The 21,088-nt window shown below is 64.5% G+C and carries 22 protein-coding genes; 21 read left to right on the top strand and 1 reads right to left on the bottom strand.

Annotation, left to right across the window (positions count from 1 at the left end):
- Window positions 1–64 precede the first annotated feature (64 nt).
- The 20 genes from XH84_RS25930 (at window position 65) to XH84_RS25835 (ending at window position 18,213) form a co-directional block, all read left to right on the top strand.
- Window positions 65–979, top strand: a complete 915-nt coding sequence (locus XH84_RS25930; protein ID WP_128920233.1) for a flagellin N-terminal helical domain-containing protein — start codon at window positions 65–67, stop codon at window positions 977–979.
- A 306-nt stretch (window positions 980–1,285) separates the two neighbouring features.
- Window positions 1,286–2,911, top strand: a complete 1,626-nt coding sequence (gene fliF, locus XH84_RS25925; protein ID WP_164936359.1) for a flagellar basal-body MS-ring/collar protein FliF — start codon at window positions 1,286–1,288, stop codon at window positions 2,909–2,911.
- Window positions 2,908–3,600 (top strand): hypothetical protein, encoded by a 693-nt coding sequence (locus XH84_RS25920; protein ID WP_128920231.1) that lies wholly within the window; start codon window positions 2,908–2,910, stop codon window positions 3,598–3,600. The genes fliF and XH84_RS25920 overlap by 4 nt, the downstream gene beginning before the upstream one ends.
- A 6-nt stretch (window positions 3,601–3,606) precedes the next feature.
- Window positions 3,607–4,914 (top strand): MotB family protein, encoded by a 1,308-nt coding sequence (locus XH84_RS25915; RefSeq protein ID WP_128920230.1) that lies wholly within the window; start codon window positions 3,607–3,609, stop codon window positions 4,912–4,914.
- Window positions 4,911–6,089, top strand: coding sequence for a chemotaxis protein (locus tag XH84_RS25910; RefSeq protein ID WP_128920229.1), 1,179 nt, complete (start codon window positions 4,911–4,913; stop codon window positions 6,087–6,089). The genes XH84_RS25915 and XH84_RS25910 overlap by 4 nt, the downstream gene beginning before the upstream one ends.
- Window positions 6,086–7,423, top strand: coding sequence for a flagellar hook-length control protein FliK (fliK, locus tag XH84_RS25905; protein ID WP_128920228.1), 1,338 nt, complete (start codon window positions 6,086–6,088; stop codon window positions 7,421–7,423). The genes XH84_RS25910 and fliK overlap by 4 nt, the downstream gene beginning before the upstream one ends.
- Window positions 7,374–7,955, top strand: coding sequence for a transglycosylase SLT domain-containing protein (locus XH84_RS25900; RefSeq protein WP_128920227.1), 582 nt, complete (start codon window positions 7,374–7,376; stop codon window positions 7,953–7,955). The genes fliK and XH84_RS25900 overlap by 50 nt, the downstream gene beginning before the upstream one ends.
- 120 nt (window positions 7,956–8,075) lie before the next feature.
- Window positions 8,076–9,311 carry a flagellar hook protein FlgE gene (locus tag XH84_RS25895; protein ID WP_128920226.1) on the top strand — a complete coding sequence of 412 codons (1,236 nt, stop codon included), beginning with the start codon at window positions 8,076–8,078 and terminating at the stop codon, window positions 9,309–9,311.
- A gap of 34 nt (window positions 9,312–9,345) precedes the next feature.
- Complete coding sequence (gene flgK / locus XH84_RS25890; RefSeq protein WP_128920225.1) at window positions 9,346–10,821, top strand: flagellar hook-associated protein FlgK; 1,476 nt, start codon at window positions 9,346–9,348, stop codon at window positions 10,819–10,821.
- 3 nt (window positions 10,822–10,824) lie between these two features.
- Window positions 10,825–11,871: a flagellar hook-associated family protein gene (locus XH84_RS25885; RefSeq protein WP_128920224.1), complete on the top strand. Its 1,047-nt coding sequence runs from the start codon at window positions 10,825–10,827 to the stop codon at window positions 11,869–11,871.
- A gap of 67 nt (window positions 11,872–11,938) precedes the next feature.
- Window positions 11,939–12,283 (top strand): flagellar biosynthesis regulator FlaF, encoded by a 345-nt coding sequence (gene flaF / locus XH84_RS25880; RefSeq protein WP_164936358.1) that lies wholly within the window; start codon window positions 11,939–11,941, stop codon window positions 12,281–12,283.
- Window positions 12,283–12,693: a flagellar biosynthesis repressor FlbT gene (gene flbT / locus XH84_RS25875; RefSeq protein WP_128920223.1), complete on the top strand. Its 411-nt coding sequence runs from the start codon at window positions 12,283–12,285 to the stop codon at window positions 12,691–12,693. The genes flaF and flbT overlap by 1 nt, the downstream gene beginning before the upstream one ends.
- Before the next feature lie 14 nt (window positions 12,694–12,707).
- On the top strand, window positions 12,708–13,130 hold the full coding sequence (gene flgD, locus XH84_RS25870; protein ID WP_128920222.1) for a flagellar hook assembly protein FlgD: 423 nt from the start codon (window positions 12,708–12,710) through the stop codon (window positions 13,128–13,130).
- Complete coding sequence (fliQ, locus tag XH84_RS25865; RefSeq protein WP_027572776.1) at window positions 13,127–13,393, top strand: flagellar biosynthesis protein FliQ; 267 nt, start codon at window positions 13,127–13,129, stop codon at window positions 13,391–13,393. Before flgD ends, fliQ begins: the two co-directional genes overlap by 4 nt.
- Before the next feature lie 78 nt (window positions 13,394–13,471).
- Window positions 13,472–15,553 carry a flagellar biosynthesis protein FlhA gene (flhA, locus tag XH84_RS25860; protein WP_128920221.1) on the top strand — a complete coding sequence of 694 codons (2,082 nt, stop codon included), beginning with the start codon at window positions 13,472–13,474 and terminating at the stop codon, window positions 15,551–15,553.
- Entirely contained in the window at window positions 15,550–16,302 is a 753-nt protein-coding gene (fliR, locus tag XH84_RS25855; RefSeq protein ID WP_128920220.1) for a flagellar biosynthesis protein FliR, read from the top strand. Before flhA ends, fliR begins: the two co-directional genes overlap by 4 nt.
- A gap of 5 nt (window positions 16,303–16,307) precedes the next feature.
- The gene (locus tag XH84_RS25850) at window positions 16,308–16,727 is read left to right on the top strand and encodes a hypothetical protein (protein WP_128920219.1); all 420 of its coding nucleotides are present in this window, start codon (window positions 16,308–16,310) and stop codon (window positions 16,725–16,727) included.
- Window positions 16,724–17,203 carry a rod-binding protein gene (locus XH84_RS25845; RefSeq protein ID WP_164936357.1) on the top strand — a complete coding sequence of 160 codons (480 nt, stop codon included), beginning with the start codon at window positions 16,724–16,726 and terminating at the stop codon, window positions 17,201–17,203. The genes XH84_RS25850 and XH84_RS25845 overlap by 4 nt, the downstream gene beginning before the upstream one ends.
- A 42-nt stretch (window positions 17,204–17,245) precedes the next feature.
- Window positions 17,246–17,758 (top strand): flagellar biosynthesis protein FlgN, encoded by a 513-nt coding sequence (locus XH84_RS25840; RefSeq protein WP_128920217.1) that lies wholly within the window; start codon window positions 17,246–17,248, stop codon window positions 17,756–17,758.
- Window positions 17,755–18,213: a hypothetical protein gene (locus XH84_RS25835; RefSeq protein ID WP_128920216.1), complete on the top strand. Its 459-nt coding sequence runs from the start codon at window positions 17,755–17,757 to the stop codon at window positions 18,211–18,213. Before XH84_RS25840 ends, XH84_RS25835 begins: the two co-directional genes overlap by 4 nt.
- A 316-nt stretch (window positions 18,214–18,529) precedes the next feature.
- Here the strand turns inward: XH84_RS25835 and XH84_RS25830 are convergent, their stop codons facing one another.
- Entirely contained in the window at window positions 18,530–19,300 is a 771-nt protein-coding gene (locus XH84_RS25830; protein WP_164936356.1) for a winged helix-turn-helix transcriptional regulator, read from the bottom strand.
- 817 nt (window positions 19,301–20,117) lie between these two features.
- Here XH84_RS25830 and XH84_RS25820 point away from each other — a divergent pair.
- Complete coding sequence (locus tag XH84_RS25820) at window positions 20,118–21,080, top strand: hypothetical protein (protein WP_128920214.1); 963 nt, start codon at window positions 20,118–20,120, stop codon at window positions 21,078–21,080.
- The last annotated feature ends 8 nt before the right edge of the window (window positions 21,081–21,088 follow it).

Raw genomic sequence — 21,088 nt, 5'->3', positions numbered from 1 at the left:
CCTCTCGTACCGGTGCAAGTCCGGTATGTCCCCAATCTCATTCAATCTCTAAAGGGACATCAAAATGGGCTCTAGCCTCCTTACCAACTCCGCTGCAATGACTGCGCTGCAGACCCTGCGCAACGTCAGCTCGCAGCTCGCCACCACGCAGAACCGGATCTCTACCGGCCAGCGCGTGGCCACTGCGTCGGACAACGCTGCCTATTGGTCGATCGCGACGTCGATGCGGGCCGATAATGCCGCGCTCTCCGCCGTCTCCGACTCGCTCGGTCTGTCGGCCGCGACCGTCGACACCGAATATACCGCTCTGACCGCGGTTGTCGGCGATAAGACCGGCGGCCTGACCAAGCTCCAGGCGCTCCTGGTTGAAGCCAAGACCGCCGGTATCGACCGCACCAAGATCCAGGCGGACATCACTCAGATCCAGCAGCAGATGAAGGGCACGGCCAACGCGGCAACCTTCAACGGCGTGAACTGGCTGAGCACCAACGCTTCCACTCCGGCGACCTTCAACCTGGTGTCGTCGTTCTCGCGCGTCGGCGGCACGCCCACGATCGGGTCCATAACGCTCACGATCGCCAACTACTCGCTCTACACCTCGAGCACGAGCGGCATCCTCGACACGGTGAGCGGCAGCGCGTCGGTCGACACGATCAACATCTCGGCGCTGACCGATTCGGCGGCTGACCAGACCACGCTCGATGGGTACATCTCGCAGGTCACCACTGCGATCAACTCGGTGGCCTCGGCCGCTGCCGGTCTCGGCGCCGTCAAAAACCGCATCTCGACCAACACCGAGTTCGTCAAGACCCTGATGGACTCGGTGGACCGCGGTGTCGGCCAGCTCGTCGACGCCGACATGAATGCGGAATCGACCCGCCTGCAGGCGCTCCAGACCCAGCAGCAGCTCGGCGTTCAGGCGCTCTCGATCGCCAACCAGAACAGCCAGAGCATCCTGTCGCTGTTCCGCGGCGGCTAAGCGGCGCTTTCGAAAACGACCGTGCTCCCTCAGGGAGCACGGTCCCCGCCGTAAGCGGCGGATGTGGCGGCACAAGACGTGCCCGCAATTCGACCGCCTGAGTTCAGACTTCTCGCAACACCCGCAGCCGATCGCGTGGCCATGTGCCCGATCGGCCTATTGCAGCCAAGCTGATCGCGTCGCCGCCCAATCTCGTTTTAAAATTGCAACGCCGTGCCTGCGAACTGACACAATCGTGTCCTCGCGCAACCTTCAGACAAGGTTGGCAGCGGAGTGTCCTCCATGTTCGCATTGGTACGAGGTCATATGCTCAGTCGTGCGCAGGTACAGCAACTGCTCAACAATCTGCTGGAGCTTGGGCCGCGACGCCTGATGGCCTTGGGATTGATCGGCTTTGCCGTTCTCGTCACCGTCGTCGGCGGCGCGTACTATCTGAGCCGGCCCGAATTCGAGACGCTCTATACCGGCCTCACCCGCGAGGACGTGACGCGCATGGGCGCGGCGCTGCGCGAGCAGAACATCACTTTCGACATCAATACGGCCGGCGACGCGCTCTCGGTGCGTCCGAGCCAGACCATGCAGGCGCGGATGCTGCTCGCCGAGAAGGGGCTGCCGACCAGCGCCAATTCCGGCTACGAACTGTTCGACAAGATCGGTTCGCTCGGCCTGACATCCTTCATGCAGGAGGTCACCAAGCTCCGGGCGCTGGAAGGCGAGATCGCGCGCACGGTGCAATTGATGAAGGGCGTCAAGGCAGCCCGGGTGCATATCGTGTTGCCGGTGCGCGGCTCGTTCCGCGCGACGCAGCAGCCGCCTTCGGCATCGGTCGTGTTGCGCACCGACGGCGCGATCGAGGCGCGCACGGCGCAGTCGATCCGTCATCTCGTCGCCGCGGCCATTCCAGGCATGAATCGCGACAAGGTGACGGTGCTGGATGCTGACGGTTCGATGCTGCTCGCCGAAGAGGACGAGGCGAGCGCCGCGCCGACCAAGATGGCGAGCCTTCAGAAGACGGTCGGCGGCATGGTGCAGGAGAACATCCGCAAGGCGCTGACGCCGTATCTGGGCCTCGACAATTTCGAGGTCAGCGTCGCGCCGCAGCTCTCCACCGACAAGAAACAGATCAACGAGACCGTCTACGATCCGGAGAGCCGTGCCGAGCGTTCGGTGCGGAACGTGCGCGAGAAGGAATCGTCGCAGAACGCCGACCGCTCGACGCCGACGACCGTGCAGCAGAACCTTCCCGATCAGCAGGTGAACGCCGGCGGCGGCAAGAACTCCAGCGAGGACAAGACCCGCCGCGAGGACGTCACCAATTTCGAGGTCTCGTCCAAGACCACGACGACGGTGAGCGACGGCTATTCGGTGAAGAAGCTCTTCATCGCCGTCCTGGTCAATCGCGCGCGGCTGGTCGCCGATCTCGGCGACAAGACCAACCAGGCCATCGTCGACAGCAAGCTCGCCGAGATCAGCCAGCTCGCGGCGACGGCCGGCGGGCTGGACAAGGCGCGCGGCGACCAGATCCAGGTGACGGCGGTCGACTTCATCGAGGGCTCGCGCGAACTGGCGCCGGTGCCCCCGATCAGCTTCGTCGAGATGATCAACAAGCAGCTCGGCAGCGTCATCAACGCGGTGACGATCCTGGCCGTTGCTTCGATGCTGGTCTGGTTCGGGCTGCGGCCGGCGGTCAACGGCATTCTGACCCATCGCGCGGCGCAGGAGCAGGTGGAGGCCGCCGAGGCCGCTGAGCTCGAATCTGCCGCCGCCCTTGCGCTCGCCGAAAGTCAGGACCCCGAGCTCAACCTCGTCGAGGACCTCGAAGGCAAGATGCAGCGGACGCCGCAGAAGCGGCTGGAGCAGATCGTTCGGCTCGATCAGGCGCAGGCGGCAGCGATCCTTAAAGACTGGATGCGACGCGAGGAGGCGGCATGAACGCGGCAATCGGAAAGCTCCTGACGCAGTTCGATGCGAACGGCCGGGCCAAGTCACCACCGCCTCCACCGCCCAGGATCCAGGATCTGTTGACCAGGCCGAAGGAGGCGGCGCGAGAACCTCAGCCGCAGCTTCAGACTCAGCCGCAGCCGGTGCCGCAGTCACCGCCGCCGGCGCCGAAGGCGGAAGCCCCGGCTACCAATCTGCTGGACGACGCCTACCGGCGCGGCCATGCGGCGGGCGTTGCGGAAGGCGATGCCAAGCTCGCCGAGGAGCGCGTCCGCAGCGCGATCCGGCTCGGCGAGGAGCGCGCCAAATGGTCGGACCAGCAGGCGGTCGCAATCGTCAGCGGCTTCGAGGCCGCCTGCCGCGAGATCGAGACCAACATCGCGAGCTCCGTTGCGCGGATATTGCTGCCATTCCTCGCTGACGCGGTCCGCGACAAGGCGATCGGATCGCTGGTCGAGCAGATTGCGGCGCTCACCGGCAGCTCGTCCGTGCCGGCGTTCAAGGTCACCGGCCCGAGCGAGCTGCTCGACCTCGTGAGGACGCAGCTCGCAGCTTCCAGGCGAATTGGCATCGAGTACGAGGCAGCTGAGGCTCTCGAGGTCCGTGTCGTGGCGGACCAGACCGTGATCGAGACGCAGATATCGGCCTGGAGCGAGCGACTGAAGGAAGCGCGCCGGTAACCCGCCATGGAAGAGGTCAAGCATGAGCTCGTGATCGTTCGCCGGCGCAGCGCCTTCGCTGAGGAGGCGCATCACGGCGGCGTCTGGAAGATCGCCTATGCGGACTTCATGACCGCGATGATGGCGTTCTTCCTGGTCATGTGGCTGATCAACGCGCTCAACCAGGACCAGAAGCAGGTGGTCGCGAGCTATTTCAACCCGATCCAGCTCGCGGAAAATGCCCCCGCGCCGAAGGGCCTCAAGAATCTCTCCAAGAAGGAGCCGACGTCGTTCGAAGGTCAGGACGGCAAGCGTCAGCCGGCTGGCTCGAACGAAGAACGTCGCGGTGACTCGCCGACGAACGAAAAGCCGGCCTCCTTTGAAGAGAAGGTGCTGTTCCGCGATCCCTATGCGACTCTCGCAGAGATCGCGAGCAGCGCGAACCAGTCCTCGGGGCAGCGGCGCGCCGGCGCGCTGACGTCCGCCGAAGAGGATGGCCTCAAGGGCGGCGACGCCTACCGCGACCCCTTTGACCCCGGCTATTGGAAGCTGGCGCCGCAAGCCTCCAAGGACGCCGATCGCATGATCGAGAGCGAGCCCAAGCCGAATGCCTCCGCGCGCGACAGCGCGCCCGCCACAAATCAGAGCGAGCCGCAGGCAAGTCGTGCCAGGGCGGACGATGCCGGCGGAAGCGTAGCTCCGAGCGCGGACGCCTCATCCGCAAACCTGTCACCTTTGCTGCCGCCGGCGCCGGCGCAGTCGCCCCGCGAGGGCAGCGCTCAAACGACCGCTCAACCCAACGCCGCCGCGCAGGCGCGTCAGAGCGATGCGGCGAGGGAGAGCGACCCGCGCGATACGGCCCAGACCCAGCAGCCGACCGTCAAGCAGCTTCAGTCCGCGATCGCGGACGCGCTGTCGGACATCAAGGCGGGCGCAGGACCGGCGGCCGAAGTGCGTCAGGTCGAGGAAGGCATCCTGATCAGCCTGACCGACGATGCGAGCTTCGGCATGTTCACGGTCGGCTCGGCCGAGCCGCGGCCCGAGCTCATCCGCGTGATCGACAAGATCGGGCCGTTGCTGACGAAACGCCAAGGCATGATCATTGTCCGCGGCCATACCGACAATCGGCCGTATCGTTCGGAGACTTACGACAATTGGCGGCTGTCGACCGCCCGCGCCCAGATGGCCTATTACATGCTGGTTCGCTCCGGCGTCGACGCGCAGCGGATCGAGCATGTCGAAGGTTACGCCGATCGGCGGCCGAAGCTTCCGAACGATCCCGCGGCCGCGCAGAACCGCCGGATCGAAATCCTCATCCGTGAGAAGCGCCCTTGATCAGGCCGCTCCTTTGCGCCGCTCTGCTGCTCCTGCCGTTCACGGTGGCGAACGTACGGGCTCAGCCCGCGCGCCAGCCGGGCGAGCCCTATGAACTGGTCCGCGCGCTGCAGGCGGTACAGGACGGCATCGCCAATGGTGATACCGCCGCGCATGGCAGCCACATCGCGCTGATCCGGCAGATCGGAGAGAGGTTTCTCGCCGCCGATCCCACCGTGTGGAGCAATCCGCAGAACAGCCAGGCCGTGGTGATCTACCTGCTCAGCGGCGGCGCGCCGCAAATCGTCCGCAAGCTGCCGCGCGACAAGATGAACGTCGACGAGCGGCTGTTCAACGGCGCGCTCGCCTATGTCGAGGGTCGTCAGGAGGAAGCGCGGGAGCTGCTCAAGGAGGTCAAGCCGCGGACGCTGTCCTCGGGCCTCGGTGGACAGGTCGCGCTGGTCCAGGGCGCGTTGTTCGCGCGTACCGAGGCATCGCTCGCGATCGAGCGGCTGGACGACGCGCGCCTGCTTCTGCCCGGAACGCTGGTGGAGGAGGCGGCGCTGCGGCGCGAGATCCTGCTGGTCGGGCAGGCGGAAGACTTCGACAAGTTCGAGTTCCTGACGCTGGCCTATCTCCGCCACTACCGCAACTCGATCTATGCCGGAGATTTCTGGCAGCGCTTCTCCACCGGCCTGACGCAATCGAGCCTGGCGCTCGACGAGCGCCGCTTTGCGCGGATCGCTGCCATGCTGGAGAAGATCGATGGCGCGAGCCGCCTCAAGCTCTATCTCGTGATCGCGCGCACGGCGATGGTGCGTGGGCAGCTGGCCGTGACGCGGCTTGCCGGCGAGCGGGCGCTGACGCTCAGCGCCGACGCCTCCGCGGATCGCGAGCGGGCGCATTTCTTCCGCGGCGCCTCGCGAGCGCTCACCGACGAATATGACGGCGGTCTCGCCGAGTTGAAGGCACTCGACCGGTCGAAGCTGCCCGAGCGCGATGTCCCGCTTCTGAATGCCACGTTGCAGCTCGCGCTCGATGTTCGCAAGCCGTTCCCGGGCGGATCCGCCGCCGCGGCCGACAAGCCTCCGGCAACGCCGGCGCGTCTCGATCTGGCGTCATCGACCGTGACGCTTGCGCGCGCGCAGAAGCAGCTCGGCGAACTCGAACTCCTCACCAGGGACCGCCGTCCATGACCAAGCTCAGTGGAACATCCGGACAGCTTTTTTCAGGCCTCGCCGAGACTCTCAATATGCGCGGGACATCGCGTGCGGCAAAGAGCGCCGGCGCCAAATCGCAGACAAGCTCGTCGTTCAACGATCTGCTGCATACCGTCTCGAACCTCGCCAAGCAGGCTCTGAACGACGACGGCAGCGATACGACCGATAAGGCCGGGCCACTGCGCACGCGTCTGGCTCATCCGACCGGGAAGGCGAAGCCGAAGGACGCGACGGCGCACGAGCTCATGGATGCGCCGGAGCGAGCAGAGCCCACAGAGGGGGCTTCCGACAAGAAGGTCGACAAGCCGTCGGAGAAACAACATCCGGTCGATCATGTCGCCAGGGCGGAGGTTCAGGACCAGTCGGGCATCGCCGTGGGTGTCGGACAGGAGATCGCTGCCGCGCCTGCCGTGAAGCCGCAGATGCAGTTGCAATCCGCCGACAGGACCGCGCCGGCGCGCGACGAGCGGTCCTCCGCGACCAAGCGCGACGTTCAGGGCGCAAAGGCGGCGACAGGCGATACCGCCCCGTCCGGTGTCGCTCCGACCGCCGCGCGCTCGCAGGCTGCGGCGTCGCAAGCGACGGCCGTGCCGCTGCCGACACAAGGCGGTGAGCCGTCGAGCCCAATGCCCGCGACGCCGGGCTTCGAGGCGGTCACGGCCAATGTCGAGCGCGCTGCCAAGGCCTCGGGCCGTGACGCACTGCCCGAGACGACCAAGGTCACCGTGGTCCAGCAGGAGACCCATCTGCCGCCGGCGCAATTCAACGCCCCGCAGCAGGTCGCCAATGCGGTCGTCGCCGAGCTGAAGGACTCCGCTGGTCCGACGGCGCCCGCAGCGCCTGATCTTGCGGCGTCCCAGACCAATGCGCCGGATCAGCCGCTCAAGATCCTGACCATCAATCTGGAGCCGCCGGCGCTCGGCAACGTCACCGTGCGTCTGCGCCTCGTCGGCACCGAAGTCGCTGTCCATCTCGCGGCCGAGCGCAAGGATACCAGTCAGATGCTGGACCAGCAGCGCGACCAGATCCGCGATCTCATGCAGTCGGCGGGCTATGTCGCCGACGTCGCACCGGTCCAGCACGGCTCGCTGGACGGATTCCAAAGCGGCTCCGGCCAGTCGCAGCCGCAGCTCCCGAGCCAGCAACAGCCCTCGTCGCAGTCGCAAGGAACGTTCGACGGCTCCGGCACGTCGTCGGGGCAGTCCGACGGCGGCGCGAGACAGGCCCGGCAGGAGCGCCAGTCCAACCAGGAGACGCGTCATGACCAGGACGTGGGCCAGCCAAATCGTCGCGGCCCTGTTTATCTGTAACGCCGGCGCCGCGGCTGCGGCGACCGACCACGCGCGCTCCTGCGAGCGCGAGATGGCGCGCGCGGCCCAGCAGCACGGGATTCCACTCGGCATTCTCTATGCGGTCGGCCTCACCGAGACCGGACGGCGCGGCGCGCTCCATCCCTACGCTCTCGGCGCCGACGGCCAGACCGTGTTCGCCAAGGACATCAACGACGCGATGGCGAATTTCGAGGCGATGCGAGCCAAGGGAATCAAGTTGATCGACCTCGGCTGCATGCAGATCAACCACTATTATCACGGCGACAAGTTCGCCTCGGTGCGGGCAATGTTCGACCCCGCCAGAAACGTCGATTATGCCGCGCGTTTCCTCAAGGAGCTGAAGCAGCGCGAGGGCAGCTGGACCATGGCGGTCGCCCGCTACAATGCCGGTCCCAACAACCAGCCGGCCCAGAAGCGCTATGTCTGCCACATCGTCGCTCATCTCGTCTCGAGCGGCTTCGGCGCCTGGACCGACAATGCTCGCTCGTTCTGCCAGCCGAAAGCAACTTGAGTTGACGAGCTGAAGCAACAACCGGCGGCACGACGACAAGTTGTGCATCGTTCCCAATCATCAGCCCCGCGCAAGCAAGACCCCCCATTGTAGCTGCAACCTACCAAAGGAGCCCCTTTCATGAGCCTGTATGGTGTTATGCGCACCGGCGTTTCCGGGATGAGCGCGCAGTCCAACAAGCTGTCGACGGTCTCGGACAACATCGCCAACGTCAACACGACCGGCTACAAGCGGGCTTCCACCGAATTCTCCTCGCTGATCCTGAAGAGCGGCTCCGGCAATTACGATTCGGGCGCGGTCGAGACCACGGTCCGCTATGCCATCAGTGACGCCGGTCATACGCAGTTCACGACGTCGACGACGGACCTCGCCGTCCAGGGCAACGGCTTCTTCGTGGTGTCGAATGCCAACAACACGCAGCAGTACCTGACGCGTGCCGGCTCGTTCGTGCCGGACAGCCAGGGCAATCTGGTCAATGCGGCCGGCTTCTACCTTCTGGGCAAGCAGGGACTCGTAACCAATTTCTCGCAGAACAATCTGACGGGACTTCAGATCGTGAACGTCTCACAAGTGTCGCAGGTGCCTGTGCCGTCGACGCTGGCAACTGTGACCGGCAATCTTGATCCCAGCGCGGCCATCGTCCCGCCGGCATCCCTACCTCCCAGTCCGACGTCATATTCGTCGAAGAGTTCGATCGTGGCCTACGACAACATCGGCAACGCCAAGAAGCTCGACGTCTATATGGCTAAGACCGGATCGATTGCCGGTACGGACACTTGGCAGATCCAGGTCTACGATTCGGCAGCGGGTGCCCCGCTTGCGGGTGGTCTTGGCACGTTCACCTTCGACACGACGGCAGCCGGAAAGGGCGCAATGACCGGTCCAACATCGCTCACAGTGACTGTTCCCGGTGGCTCAGCCTTTACGATCGATATGTCGGCCGTGACGCAGGTCGCTTCCAGCTTCGACTTCAAGGCGACGGTCAACGGCAGCGTTCCCTCTGCCATCGAGAAGGTCGACGTTAACTCCCAGGGCGTGCTGACCGCCATCCTCAAGAATGGGCAGCAAACGCCCCTCTACACGATCATGCTCGCCGACGTTCCGAGCCCCGACAATCTCACGCCCGAAGCGGGCAACGTCTATTCCATCAGTATGAATTCCGGAAACGCGCAGGTCGGGAATACTGCTGCTGGCGGGCGCGGCACCGTTCAGTCGGGTGCGCTGGAGGATTCCAATGTCGATCTCGCGGACGAACTCACCGGGATGATCGAGGCGCAGCGCGGCTTCACCGCAAACTCGAAATCGTTCCAGACCGGCGCCGACCTGCTCGACGTCGTCGTCAACCTAAAGCGCTGAGTCGTTCGGCACGCATCCCGGCCAAGAGCAGATCATGTCCCTTACCGCCGCTCTCGACTCCGCTCGCGCCTCGCTCATGGCGTCGGGCATCCAGTCGTCGACGATCTCGCGCAACATCGCCGGTGCCGGCGCCGTCGGCTATTCGCGCAAGATCGCCGTGCTGGACAACCTGCCCAATGCCGGCGTCTATGTCGCGGCGATCCAGCGCGCCGCAAGCTCGGGTCTCTACAACAACGTCTTGATCGCGACTTCGTCGTCGGCCAAGCAGAATGCGATCTACGATGGTCTGCAGAAGATCGCATCGGCCACGGTGGACGATCCGGAACTCGGCCAGTCGCCGACGGCGCGGCTCAATGCGCTGAAGCAGGCACTGCAGCAATATGCCAACGCTCCGGACAACGCCACGCTGGCGCAGGCCGCGGTGACGTCCGCAAAGGACATGGCGACCTCGCTCAACGAGGCGACCAGGACCGTGCAGACGGTGCGCGCGGGCGCGGACGCCGACATGGCGACCTCGGTCGCCAACATCAATCAGCTGCTCACCCAATTCGATAAGGTCAACACCGCGATCGTGAAGGGAACGATCGCCGGCGACGACATCACCGACTATCTCGACCAGCGCGACACGATCGTTTCGAAGATGTCGCAGGAAGTCGGCGTCTCGATGTCGATCCGCGCCAACGGCGATGCTGCGCTCTACACCGACAGCGGCGTCGTCCTGTTCGACAAGACGGCGCGCTCGGTCAGCTTCGCGGCGACCAACAACTACACGGCCGGTACCACGGGCAACGCGGTCTATATCGACGGCGTGCCTGTTACGGGCGCCAATTCGGTGATGCCGATCAAGACCGGCAAGCTCGCGGGCCTCGCTGACCTGCGCGACAAGGCCACGGTCACGTATCAGGACCAGCTCGATGAAATCGCGCGCGGCCTGATCAATACCTTCAGGGAGAGCGATCAGACCGCCGCGGCGCTGCCCGACGTTCCCGGTCTCTTCACCTATCCCGGCGCGCCGGCGATGCCGGCGAGCGCCACCGTCTCGGTCGGCCTTGCCGGCCTGATCAGTGTTGCGGCGTCGGTCGATCCGGCCCAGGGCGGCAACCCGAACCTGCTGCGCGACGGCGCGATCAGCGGCAACCCCGCGTACCAGTACAACGCCGCCGGCAACGGCGGCTACTCGGCCCGGCTGCAGCAGCTCATCGGCGGCATGGACGCGGCGCAGCCGTTCGATGCAACCACGCAAGGCAAGCCGAACGGCAGTCTGGTCGACTTCGCTTCGTCGTCGACGAGCTGGATCGAAAACCAGCGCAAGACCGCGGACTCCAACGTGAGCTACCAGAAAACGATGCTCGAGCGCAGCACCGCGGCGCTGTCGAATGTCAGCGGCGTCAATATGGACGACGAGATGTCCTTGATGCTTCAGGTCGAGCGCACCTATTCGGCATCGTCCAAGATCATCTCGACCGTCGACCAAATGTTGCAGAGCCTGCTGGCTGCCGTAGGGAATTAAGCCATGATGAGCGCGAACTACATCTCGACCCTGATGCTGTCCTCGGGCTTGAGGTCCTCGATCACGAACAATCAGGCCGCGCTGGCCAAGGCCTCGAAGGAAGCCACCACCGGCCGCTTCGCCGATGTCGGCCTCGAGCTTGGTGCCACAACGGGAAGCGACGTCACGTTGCGGGCGGACTTCAGCTTCGCCGATCAGCTCGTTGATACCAACGCGCTCGTCTCGGGGCGCCTGGACACGACGCAGAACCGCATCACCCAGCTCAACACGACCGCAACGTCTTTCCTCAAGGACCTGATCGCGGCCCGCAGTACCGACGGCGGCGGGCGGATCATCCTGCCGCCTGCGTCCTCCAACCTCCAGGATCTGATCGGCGCGCTGAACGTGTCCTACAACGGCTCGTATCTGTTCTCGGGCATCAATACGCAGAACCAGCCGATCACGGCCTACACGGCCGGCTCGGCCAGCAAGAACCAGGTCGTTGCGGATTTCTTTGCGGCCTTCGGCTTCTCGCAATCCTCAGCCAGCGTGAGCAGCATTAGCCCGGCACAAATGCAGACCTTCCTCAACACCACCTTTGACGCCGAATTCGCGAGCCCGGCTTGGAACACCAATTGGTCAACGGCCACCGACCAGGTCATGCAAAGCCGCATCTCGACGACCGAGATCGCCGATACGTCCGTGAGCGCCAACCAGACCGGCTTCCGCAAGCTGGCCGAGGCCTACACCATGATGGCGGATCTCGGGAACGCGAACCTGAGCCAGGATACGTTCCAGGTCGTCGTGGACAAGGCCATTGGCCTCGTCGGTAATGCCATCACTGACCTCGCTGCGCTCGGCGGCAGCGTCGGCACAGTCCAGCAGCGGGTTACCGGCGCCACTGAAAAGCTCAAGACGCAGCAGGACATTCTGAACAATCAGATCGTCAAGCTGGAGGCGGTCGACCCGACCGAAGCCTCGGTCCGGGTCAACACCCTGCAGACCCAGATCCAGACCGCGCTGGCGCTCACCTCGCAGCTCCAGAAGATCAGCCTGATCAACTATCTCTGAGAAGGCTCCTTCGTGAAGGCTCGTAACCTTTGTCTTGCTGTCCGGTCTCCTGTTTAGAGTGGTTCTGATGACGTTTGAAGCCTATGAAGCGGTCGTCGACGAGAGTGGCTTTGAGGCGCGGGGTCGCGAGCGGCAGGCGCTCAGCCTCGGCATCGATCGGCTCGAACGGCTCCAGAAGGGGCGCTTCAGCCTCGAGGATCTGGTCGAGAGCCTGCTCTATGTGCGGCGGTTGTGGACGATCTTCATCGAGGACCTCGCGCACCCGGAAAACGGGCTGCCGGACAAGCTGCGCGCCGACATCATCTCGATCGGCCTGTGGGTCGTCAAGGAAGCCGATCGCCTTCGCGAGGAGAGATCGAACGACGTGATGCAGCTCATTGAAATCAACCGCCTGATCCGAGACGCTCTTTGATGAAAGTCTCCTTGCGGGCGGGCGAACGCATCTACATCAACGGCGCGGTGCTTCGCGTGGACCGCAAGGTCTCCGTCGAGCTCGTCAACGACGTGATGTTCCTGCTCGAAGGGCAGGTCATGCAAGCCTCCGATGCCACCACGGCGTTGCGGCAGCTCTATTTCATCGTCCAGCTCATGCTGATGAATCCGACTGACATCCGCGACGCCGCCGCGCTCTACGCGCAGCATCACGCGGCCCTGTGTGCCGTGTGCGAGAGCCGCGAGATGCTGGAGGGACTCGGCGCGGTCGACGAGCTGGTCCAGGCGACGCGTTACTTCGAGGCGCTCAAGCGGATCCGGGCCCTGTTCCCGGTGGAGCAGGCGATCCTGGCCGGCGCCGCCACCGTTTCCCCCTTCGAGGCTGCCTGACAGCGGAGAGTCACATGAACGTCACCAGCGCGACCGACAGCACAAGCAAGTCGTCCAACTCGACTGGCCAGACCACGACGACGTCGAGCAACGGCGTCGACTACAATACGTTTCTTCAGCTCCTGATCGCCGAGATGAAGAACCAGGATCCGACCAATCCGATGGACACCTCGCAATATATGAGCCAGTTCGCCCAGCTCTCGACGGTCGAGCAGGCGATGCAGACGAATTCGAAGCTGGACGCGCTGCTGTCGTCGCAGTCCTTGTCGCAGGCCAACAGCCTGATCGGGAAGACCGTCAGCTTCACCGACTCCACCGGTGCCAGCTTCAGCGGCAAGGTCGCTTCGGTCGCCATCAACAGCGATGGCTCCATCGCGACCCTTCAGGACGGCACCAAGGTCGCGGTCGGGCCCGGGCTCACGATCAGCCAGTCATGAACGAGCGCGACGCTCTCGATATCGTCCAGGCGGCGATCTGGACCATCATCGTGGCCTCCGGGCCCGCGGTCGGCGCCGCGATGCTGGTCGGCACCGTGATCGCGCTGATCCAGGCCCTGACCCAGATCCAGGAGGTGACGCTGACCTTCGTTCCGAAGATCATCGTCATTCTGCTGGTCGTTGCCGTCTCCGGCTCCTTCATCGGCGCGCATCTCTCCACTTTCACCGAGATGGTCTATTCGCGGATCGAGCACGGCTTCTGATCCTGGCGGCGACCTGCCACCACCCTCGCGTAAGCTTTGCGCGGCAGATTGCGAACCGGACTCCTCCGCCGGTGACCCATGGCCGATACGTTAGCTGCTAGCCTGCCCAGCCCGCGCCGCCTCGGGGCCGACGCCTTTTTCGCGGCCGGCATCGTGACCATGCTCACGATTCTGTTCCTGCCGATTCCCCCGATCCTGATCGACCTCGGCCTTGCGTTCTCGATCGCGCTGTCGGCGCTGATCCTGATGGTCGCACTGTGGATTCAGAGACCGCTCGACTTCTCGGCCTTCCCGACCGTGCTGCTGATCGCGACGATCCTGCGCCTGGCACTGAATATCGCGACGACGCGCCTGATCCTGTCGCGGGGCGGGGAGGGCGAACAGGCCGCCGGCTACGTCGTCGCCGGCTTCTCGAAGTTCGTCATGGGCGGCGACTTCGTCATCGGTCTGATCATCTTCGCCATCCTGGTCACCGTGAACTTCGTCGTGATCACCAAGGGCGCGACGCGTATCGCCGAAGTCGGCGCCCGTTTTACCCTGGACGCCATTCCCGGCAAGCAGATGGCGATCGACGCGGACCTGTCCGCCGGCCTGATCGACGACAAGGAAGCCCAGCGCCGCCGCCGCGAGCTCGAAGAGGAGAGCGCCTTCTTCGGCGCCATGGACGGCGCCTCGAAATTCGTCCGCGGCGACGCCATCGCCGGCCTCATCATCACCGCGATCAACATCTTCGGCGGCATCGTCATCGGTGTCACCCATCACGGACTGACCCTGACGCGTGCCGCGGACGTCTATACCAAGCTCTCCGTCGGCGATGGTCTGGTGTCGCAGATGCCGGCGCTGATCGTGTCGCTGTCGGCGGGCCTGCTGGTCTCCAAGGGCGGCACCAGGGGGTCGGCGGAGCAGGCGGTGCTGCGGCAGCTCGGCGGCTATCCGCGCGCGGTGTCGGCCGCCGCGCTGATGATGTTCGTGCTCGCCCTGATGCCGGGCCTGCCGATGGCACCCTTCGTGCTGCTCGGCGGTGTCATGGCCTTCGTCGGCTATACGCTGCCGAGGCGGCAGGCGGCCCGGGAGCGCAAGGAGGCGGCCCTCAAGGCCGACGAGCGTGCCCAGACCGAGGTCAAGGAATCCGTCAAGGAGCAGCTCAAGACGGCCGAGATCGAGCTGGCGCTCGGCGGCCACCTTTCGGTCCATCTGCTGGGCTCGCGCACCGAGCTTGCGCACCGCGTGGCCAAGATCCGCAAGAAGTTCGCCAAGCAATACGGCTTCGTCATTCCCGAGATCAAGCTCACCGACAATCTCTCGATCGATCCCAAGGGCTACCAGATCCGGATCCACGACACCCGCGTCGCCCATGGCGAGCTCAGGCTCGGCGAGGTGCTCGTGCTGGTCGACAAGGACGGCAAGCCCGACGTGCCGGGCGAAGAGGTGGTCGAGCCCGCCTTCGGCATGAAGGCGCTGTGGGTGACGGAAGCCTTCACCGACGAGATCAAGCGGCAGGGCTGCAAGCCGGTCGACAATCTGTCGGTGCTGCTCACGCACTTGAGCGAAGTGATCAGGGCGAACCTCGCCCAGCTCTTGTCCTACAAGGACATGCGCGCGCTGCTCGACCGGCTCGATCCCGAGTACAAGCGCCTGGTCGAGGATCTCTGCCCGTCGCAGATCTCCTATTCGGGCCTGCTGGCGATCCTGAAGATCCTGCTGGCCGAGCGGGTCTCCATTCGCAACCTCCACCTCATCCTCGAGGCGATCGCCGAGATCGCGCCCCATGTGCGGCGCTCCGAGCAGGTCGCCGAGCACGTGCGGACGCGGCTTGCCCAGCAGATCTGCGGCGATCTCTCCGACAACGGCGTGCTCAACGTCGTGCGTCTCGGCAACCGCTGGGACCTCGCGTTCCATCAGAGCCTGAAGCGCGACGCCAAGGGCGACGTCGTCGAATTCGACGCCGATCCGCGCCTGATCGAGCAATTCGCAACCGAAGCCAGCGCTGCGATCCGCAAATTCACCGAAAGCGGCACCAGCGTGGTGCTGGCGGTGACGCCCGAAGCGCGCCCCTATGTCCGGATGATTCTGGAACGGGTGTTCCCGACATTGCCGGTGCTGTCGCATGTCGAGGTCGCGCGCAGCGCGGAGATCAGGGCACTCGGAGCCATCTCGTGATCAGCGGTCTCGCCGACAGCGTGCTGGTGACGTTCATCGTGTTCTGCCGCATCGGCGCTTGCCTGATGCTGGTGCCCGGCTATTCCAGCGTCAACGTTCCGGCCCAGGTCCGCCTGTTCGTCGCGCTGGTCACGACGTTCGCGCTGGCGCCGATCCTGATCGCGGTTCTGAAACCTCTCACGGACAACGCCGCGCCGCTGACGCTGGCACTCCTGATCTGCTCCGAGCTGCTGGTCGGCAGCGTCATTGGGCTCGGCGGGCGGGTGTTCTTCCTCGCGCTCCAGACTATGGCGACCGTGATGGCGAGCGCGATTGGCCTCAGCAACATCCCGGGGACGCCGGTTGCCGACAGCGATCCGGCGCCGGCGCTGGTGCCGCTGATCATGGTATCGGTCACCACGCTGTTCTTCATGACCGACCAGCATTGGCAGGTCCTGCGCGGGCTGATGAACTCCTACGACGTCTGGCATCCCGGCGACAGGCTCGGCGGCGGCATGGCGCTCGACCAGCTGGTCGGCCGCTTGTCCGAGGCGTTCGTGCTGACGCTGCGGATCACCAGCCCTTTCATCGTCTATTCGGTGATCGTCAACCTGGCGGTCGGCCTGATCAACAAGCTGACACCGGCAATTCCGGTCTATTTCATCTCCGTGCCCTTCGTGCTGTTCGGCGGCTTCCTGCTGCTCTACCTCACCAGCGACGAACTGCTGACGCAATTCATGCTCGGCGTCTCGTCCTGGCTGGCGGAGTAACTGGCATGACCTCGCGCGCGGACAAGCTCGGCCGGATGGTCTCGCTGATGAAGCTCCAGCTCCGGCTGTCCGAATGGCAGCTTGCGCAGTTGCGGCAGCAGGAGCGCAGCCTGCAGCACGAGCAGGAATGGCTGGTGGGAGCCTTGAACGACGGCAAGCCGCCGGCGGGCTCGTCGAGCGAATCGATCGCGCGGCGCCTCAACAGGACGAGCGTCGGTGCGCGCGCGGTCGAGGCGCAGGCCGCCCAGCAGCTCGACCAGGTTCGCGCGGAGAACCGCCGCGTGAAGCAGCTCGAGGAGGTCGCGAAGGCGGCACTGGCCGACAAGCTCCGCGACGCGGAGAAGCGGGTTCTCGAGGAGATGACGGGACTAAGCCCTGCCGTGCGCGCGTGGACGCCACGGCCAGCCAACCGGAACAAGACATGATCGTGACAGCGACGCCAGACCTCGTACTCGACGTCCTCGGGGCCGCCGATCCCGTGACGCAGCGCGCAGCGACCGCGAAACTCGATGCACTGAAATCTTCCGGCGCCGACTTCGCCGCCACGATGGATGCAGAGGTCGGCAAAGCCGCAGCAGTGGCAGCCGACCAATCCGCGGCGCACCTGTCCGAGGCGCAGTCGAGCGCGGTGAACGGCGCGCCGGTTCGGGTGATCAAGGCGCCGGCATCCGGCGAGGTCTATCGGAAGTTCGAAGCTTTCATCCTCCAGACCTTCGTCGAGACGATGCTGCCGAAGGAGTCGGAGGAGGTCTTCGGCAAGGGCACGGCTGGCGGGGTCTGGAAGTCGATGCTGGCGGAGCAGCTTGGCAACCAGCTGGCAAAGGGCAAGGGCATCGGCATCGCCGATCGGCTCGCTGCTGCGCATCCAGCGGCACCGAACGTTGCGGACAAGGCGGGATGATGGTCCGCGAATGGGTGACAGAAGTTGAGGGGTGAAGTTTCTATGCAGGTACAAGAAGGCGCGGCGGCCATGGCGATCGAACAGCCGGTCGCGGACACCGAGGTGATCACGACGGACGCAGCGGCAGGCGATGCGCTGCTTCCCGTGTTGCTGCCAATCGTGAGCAGCGAGGCCGTGGTCGACGGCGCCGATGCGGTGAGATCGGACGAGGTGCGCGGCCTGCTGTCTGCGATCCGCCGGCTCGAGAGCATCGTCGAAGAGGAGACGGCCGCGCTCGCCACGGGCAAGAAGATCGATTTCGACGACTTCAGCGCGCGCAAGAGCCGGAGCATGCTCGAATTCGTCCGCCTGATGCGGGCGCGGATGCATCTCGGCGGCGAAGTCGAGGTCACCGCGGAGATTCAGCGGCTGCGCGAAAAACTCGAGCGGAATCGCTCGATCCTCGAAATGCACTATGACGCGGTGCGCGAGGTCGCCGGCATCATCGTCAAGGCGATCAAGGAGGCCGAGTCGGACGGCACCTATACCGGTCGCGCAGCGCAGGACGGAAAATGATCAGACTGGTGCTGGCCGGACTCTGGGTATGCATCCTCACTGCGGGCACGAGCTATGCCGTGGCTTATTGGAAGGAAAACGGCAGCCTTCTGCCGGCGAAGGACGAATATCTCGACGGGCTGCAATACCAGAAGACGCGGGCACTGAGCGTGCCCATGGTCGAGAACGGCAATGTGCAGGGCTATATCGTCGCGCGCTTCGTCTACACCGTGGAGGCGCGGACCATGCACCAGCTCAACGTTCCGCCGGAGCCGTTCGTCGTCGACGAGGCCTTTCGCAGGATCTACGCCGACGACCGTCTCGACTTCAGGAAGCTCGCCCGTTACGACCTCTCCATCCTGACGACGGCGATCAAGCAGCGCGTCAACGAGCGGATGCAGGCTGACGTCGTCCAGGACGTCCTGGTCGAGGATTTCAACTACGTCTCCAAGGAAGAATTCCAGCAGAAGCCGTAGGATGCGACGGCTTGACGTCGAGTCGTGCTCGGCCGATAGCACCTCAGCATGAGGCCAAGCAGCGTTGGTGCTCGCTGAAACTGGCGCCGCGCACCCGGTCCTCGTCCTGAGGGCCCGCCACCGGCGGGCGTCTCGAGGATGGCCACAGGCGAGATCGCTCCCACATGTGATTGCCTGCCCCACAAGGGGGAGGGGAACGCACCTTCATCGCGGCTCAGCAAGGCTCGTCCCAGCGTCTCCGCCCCAAACGTGCAACGGCCTCCGCGAAGGTGCTTCGCGGAGGCCGTTGTCGGTTTCACAGCAGGCTTCTGCCGCGTCAGTTGCCGGCCGGGTACGCGGCCGAGACGGCATGCGCTCGGTTCAGGAGGATGCCGACCTCGTCGAGCTCCTGCATCGGTTCGTCGAGGGTTTCGCCGGCGGGGATGTCGAGGCGGTATCCGACGTAGCGCCGGGCCACGATCGCGTCGAAGCCGAGGCGGTCGCGGAGCTTCTTGCGCAGCTTGCTGACGTGACTCTCGATCACGCTTTCGTCGAAAGTGGACTCGAAGATGCCGTAGACCGCGTTGAAGATCTGCGTCTTGGTGATCCACTTGCCGTGGTTGCTGACCATATATTCGAGAATGCGCAGTTCGCGGCGGGGCAGGGTGAGGGCGTGGCCCGCGATCTCGGGGTCGCGGCCGTTGAAGAAGACCTGGATCCTGGTCTCGCAAGGCCTTGGCAGTTCGCCCACCCGGCGGCGCGCGATCGCGGCCGTCCGGGCGAGGATTTCGCGGAGGTGAACCGGCACGTGCACGACATCGTCGACGCCAGATTCGAACAGCTCGAGCGTGTTCTTGAGCATTTTCTGGCCGCTCACGGCGATAATGGGAGCCGATGAGCGTTTGCGCATGGCCCGCGGCAGGCTTCCGCGGGCATCGCAATCCCCGAGGATGAAGGCATCGACCGCTGCCAGATCCGATTCGCTCGCGGATTGCAGCCAGTCCCAGAATTCCCCGGAGGAGAATCCGATCGACGATACGCCTTCGCGGACGAGCCCTCCGACGTAGCTGTTCGCGACGCTCTCGCGATCATCAACGATAATATACATCAGTCTTTCGCCCCTGTTTCGCATTCGTCGCGGCCGGTTGGTGGTGTGATGCCCGGCTCGGCAACGATGCTGTTTGACGACATTCCTTCCCGCGAACCGTTGTTATGGTTTCGATATTCGCGGGCAGCCCTACGCATTCAGTGCCTGCGTCTCGCAGGCCTGGTACTTCCACTCGATACTGAACGCTTACTGTGTGAGGCCCGGCGGGTGTCTTGCGGATCACCTCGCGGAGCGGATTGAGAAACGACCTAGAACAGCTGCGCCAAGTTGCTCATTGCGTCCGAACGCCACCGAAACTGTGTCGATCTCCTCGCCAACTGGCGAGAATCACTTGACTAGGACCGTAACAATTGCCGATTCCCGATCAAGCGTGCGTAATAAAGCGATTGCTACGTGTGCTTGATACTGTTGGTTTGTTTCCGGTTGTTGCTTGATGTATTCAATCGCATCAGTTGATTTAGAAATTAAACTAGTTCTGCACCGTGATGGTTCTAAGGTTCCGTATCCCCGTACGATTACAGCTCTTTCGGGCAGTGCCGCGGCCATGCATGTGGAAGGGTTTTCAACCCGGGATTGACTCTGGACCGCCTGTTTCCACATGCGGCAATTCGACTCGGGTATAGCGGCGAGACTCCAGCTTGGCGAAATCTTGGCGAGTGTGTGTCTTTCGAGTCGCACTCTCGCCACGTACATGGCGCGTTCGTACCGCCCGTCGTCGCATCGCGCATGATGAAAATCTTTCGACGCGCACGTTTCAGGCAAGCTTCGGCAAATAACGTCGCCGTTCGACAGATCGAACCGAACGGAGCATTCTCACATGTTGTCCGATGGACAAGCTCGTCCCAACGCGACCGCTGATGTCTCCGCGACGGTGAAGCCGACTCCCGAGCCGCGCGATATAAAGGACAATACGGCGCGAGCGACCAAGCCTGCTGCGGGCGCAAAGCGTGTGTCGGCCGCGGCCAGCGACGAAGCTCTCGCGAAGGAGGCGCTCGAGGGCCTCAAACGTATTCGCGCCAAGGCGCGTCTCGACAAGATGGCGATACCCAAGCCCACGCCGACCGTGATCAAGCCGGCCGTGATCGTGGCCAAGCCCCCGCCGCCCCGTCCGGCATGGGTTGCGCCGCTCGCAACATTGGCGGTCGCCGCCATACTTGTGGTCTGCGCCTGCACCGGCGTGATCGCCTATCTCACCACCCAGCCCGCGCAGAACAACGTTGCGGCCAATACGGAGATCAGGATCCTGCGCGAGACCGTCGCACAGCTGCGCAAGCAGGTGTCGGGCGTGTCGGAAAATCTCGATGGCCTCCGCACCGCGGTCGATCAATCGAGCAAGGCGACCAACGACCGGTTCGGCAGGTTCGCCGAGAACCTGGATCGCATCGAGCGGGTGAGCTCGTCCTCGACGGTAAAGCTCGACAAGCTCGCCCAAGGACAAGCTCAGGCGCAAGTCCAGGCGCCGGCACCGGCAATGGTGCAATCACAGCCCTCGTCACCGCAAGGGCCGATGATGGCCTCGGTCGCAGCGCCGGAGTTCACCGGCTCGGTGTCTCCGTCCGAGCGCACGTCGGCGCCGCGCAAGGTGATCAAGGGCTGGTCGGTTCGCCAGGCCTATGAAGGAATTGCCATCCTGCAGAGTCCGAACGGCGTCATCGAAGCCGTGCTGGGACAGCAGGTGCCAGGTCTCGGCCGCATCGAGGAGATCAGGAACGAGAATGGGCGTCTGGTGGTGGAGACAAGCGGGGGCGTCGTCTATTCGTCACGCAAGGGGACGCCCTGATCGAACGC

It is taken from the genome of Bradyrhizobium nanningense, from assembly GCF_004114535.1.
GTDB lineage: Bacteria > Pseudomonadota > Alphaproteobacteria > Rhizobiales > Xanthobacteraceae > Bradyrhizobium > Bradyrhizobium nanningense.
Note: the sequence above shows the minus strand (reverse complement) of the source record. Positions and strands in the feature narration are given on the sequence as shown.

What these genes read in the sequence shown, in the direction of transcription:
- XH84_RS25930 (WP_128920233.1), top strand. Translation starts at nt 65, where the DNA reads ATGGGCTCTAGCCTCCTTACCAACTCCGCTGCAATGACTGCGCTGCAG.
- fliF (WP_164936359.1), top strand. Translation starts at nt 1,286, where the DNA reads ATGCTCAGTCGTGCGCAGGTACAGCAACTGCTCAACAATCTGCTGGAG.
- XH84_RS25920 (WP_128920231.1), top strand. Translation starts at nt 2,908, where the DNA reads ATGAACGCGGCAATCGGAAAGCTCCTGACGCAGTTCGATGCGAACGGC.
- XH84_RS25915 (WP_128920230.1), top strand. Translation starts at nt 3,607, where the DNA reads ATGGAAGAGGTCAAGCATGAGCTCGTGATCGTTCGCCGGCGCAGCGCC.
- fliK (WP_128920228.1), top strand. Translation starts at nt 6,086, where the DNA reads ATGACCAAGCTCAGTGGAACATCCGGACAGCTTTTTTCAGGCCTCGCC.
- XH84_RS25900 (WP_128920227.1), top strand. Translation starts at nt 7,374, where the DNA reads ATGACCAGGACGTGGGCCAGCCAAATCGTCGCGGCCCTGTTTATCTGT.
- XH84_RS25895 (WP_128920226.1), top strand. Translation starts at nt 8,076, where the DNA reads ATGAGCCTGTATGGTGTTATGCGCACCGGCGTTTCCGGGATGAGCGCG.
- flgK (WP_128920225.1), top strand. Translation starts at nt 9,346, where the DNA reads ATGTCCCTTACCGCCGCTCTCGACTCCGCTCGCGCCTCGCTCATGGCG.
- XH84_RS25885 (WP_128920224.1), top strand. Translation starts at nt 10,825, where the DNA reads ATGATGAGCGCGAACTACATCTCGACCCTGATGCTGTCCTCGGGCTTG.
- flaF (WP_164936358.1), top strand. Translation starts at nt 11,939, where the DNA reads ATGACGTTTGAAGCCTATGAAGCGGTCGTCGACGAGAGTGGCTTTGAG.
- flbT (WP_128920223.1), top strand. Translation starts at nt 12,283, where the DNA reads ATGAAAGTCTCCTTGCGGGCGGGCGAACGCATCTACATCAACGGCGCG.
- flgD (WP_128920222.1), top strand. Translation starts at nt 12,708, where the DNA reads ATGAACGTCACCAGCGCGACCGACAGCACAAGCAAGTCGTCCAACTCG.
- fliQ (WP_027572776.1), top strand. Translation starts at nt 13,127, where the DNA reads ATGAACGAGCGCGACGCTCTCGATATCGTCCAGGCGGCGATCTGGACC.
- flhA (WP_128920221.1), top strand. Translation starts at nt 13,472, where the DNA reads ATGGCCGATACGTTAGCTGCTAGCCTGCCCAGCCCGCGCCGCCTCGGG.
- XH84_RS25850 (WP_128920219.1), top strand. Translation starts at nt 16,308, where the DNA reads ATGACCTCGCGCGCGGACAAGCTCGGCCGGATGGTCTCGCTGATGAAG.
- XH84_RS25845 (WP_164936357.1), top strand. Translation starts at nt 16,724, where the DNA reads ATGATCGTGACAGCGACGCCAGACCTCGTACTCGACGTCCTCGGGGCC.
- XH84_RS25840 (WP_128920217.1), top strand. Translation starts at nt 17,246, where the DNA reads ATGCAGGTACAAGAAGGCGCGGCGGCCATGGCGATCGAACAGCCGGTC.
- XH84_RS25835 (WP_128920216.1), top strand. Translation starts at nt 17,755, where the DNA reads ATGATCAGACTGGTGCTGGCCGGACTCTGGGTATGCATCCTCACTGCG.
- XH84_RS25830 (WP_164936356.1), bottom strand. Translation starts at nt 19,300, where the DNA reads ATGTATATTATCGTTGATGATCGCGAGAGCGTCGCGAACAGCTACGTC.
- XH84_RS25820 (WP_128920214.1), top strand. Translation starts at nt 20,118, where the DNA reads ATGTTGTCCGATGGACAAGCTCGTCCCAACGCGACCGCTGATGTCTCC.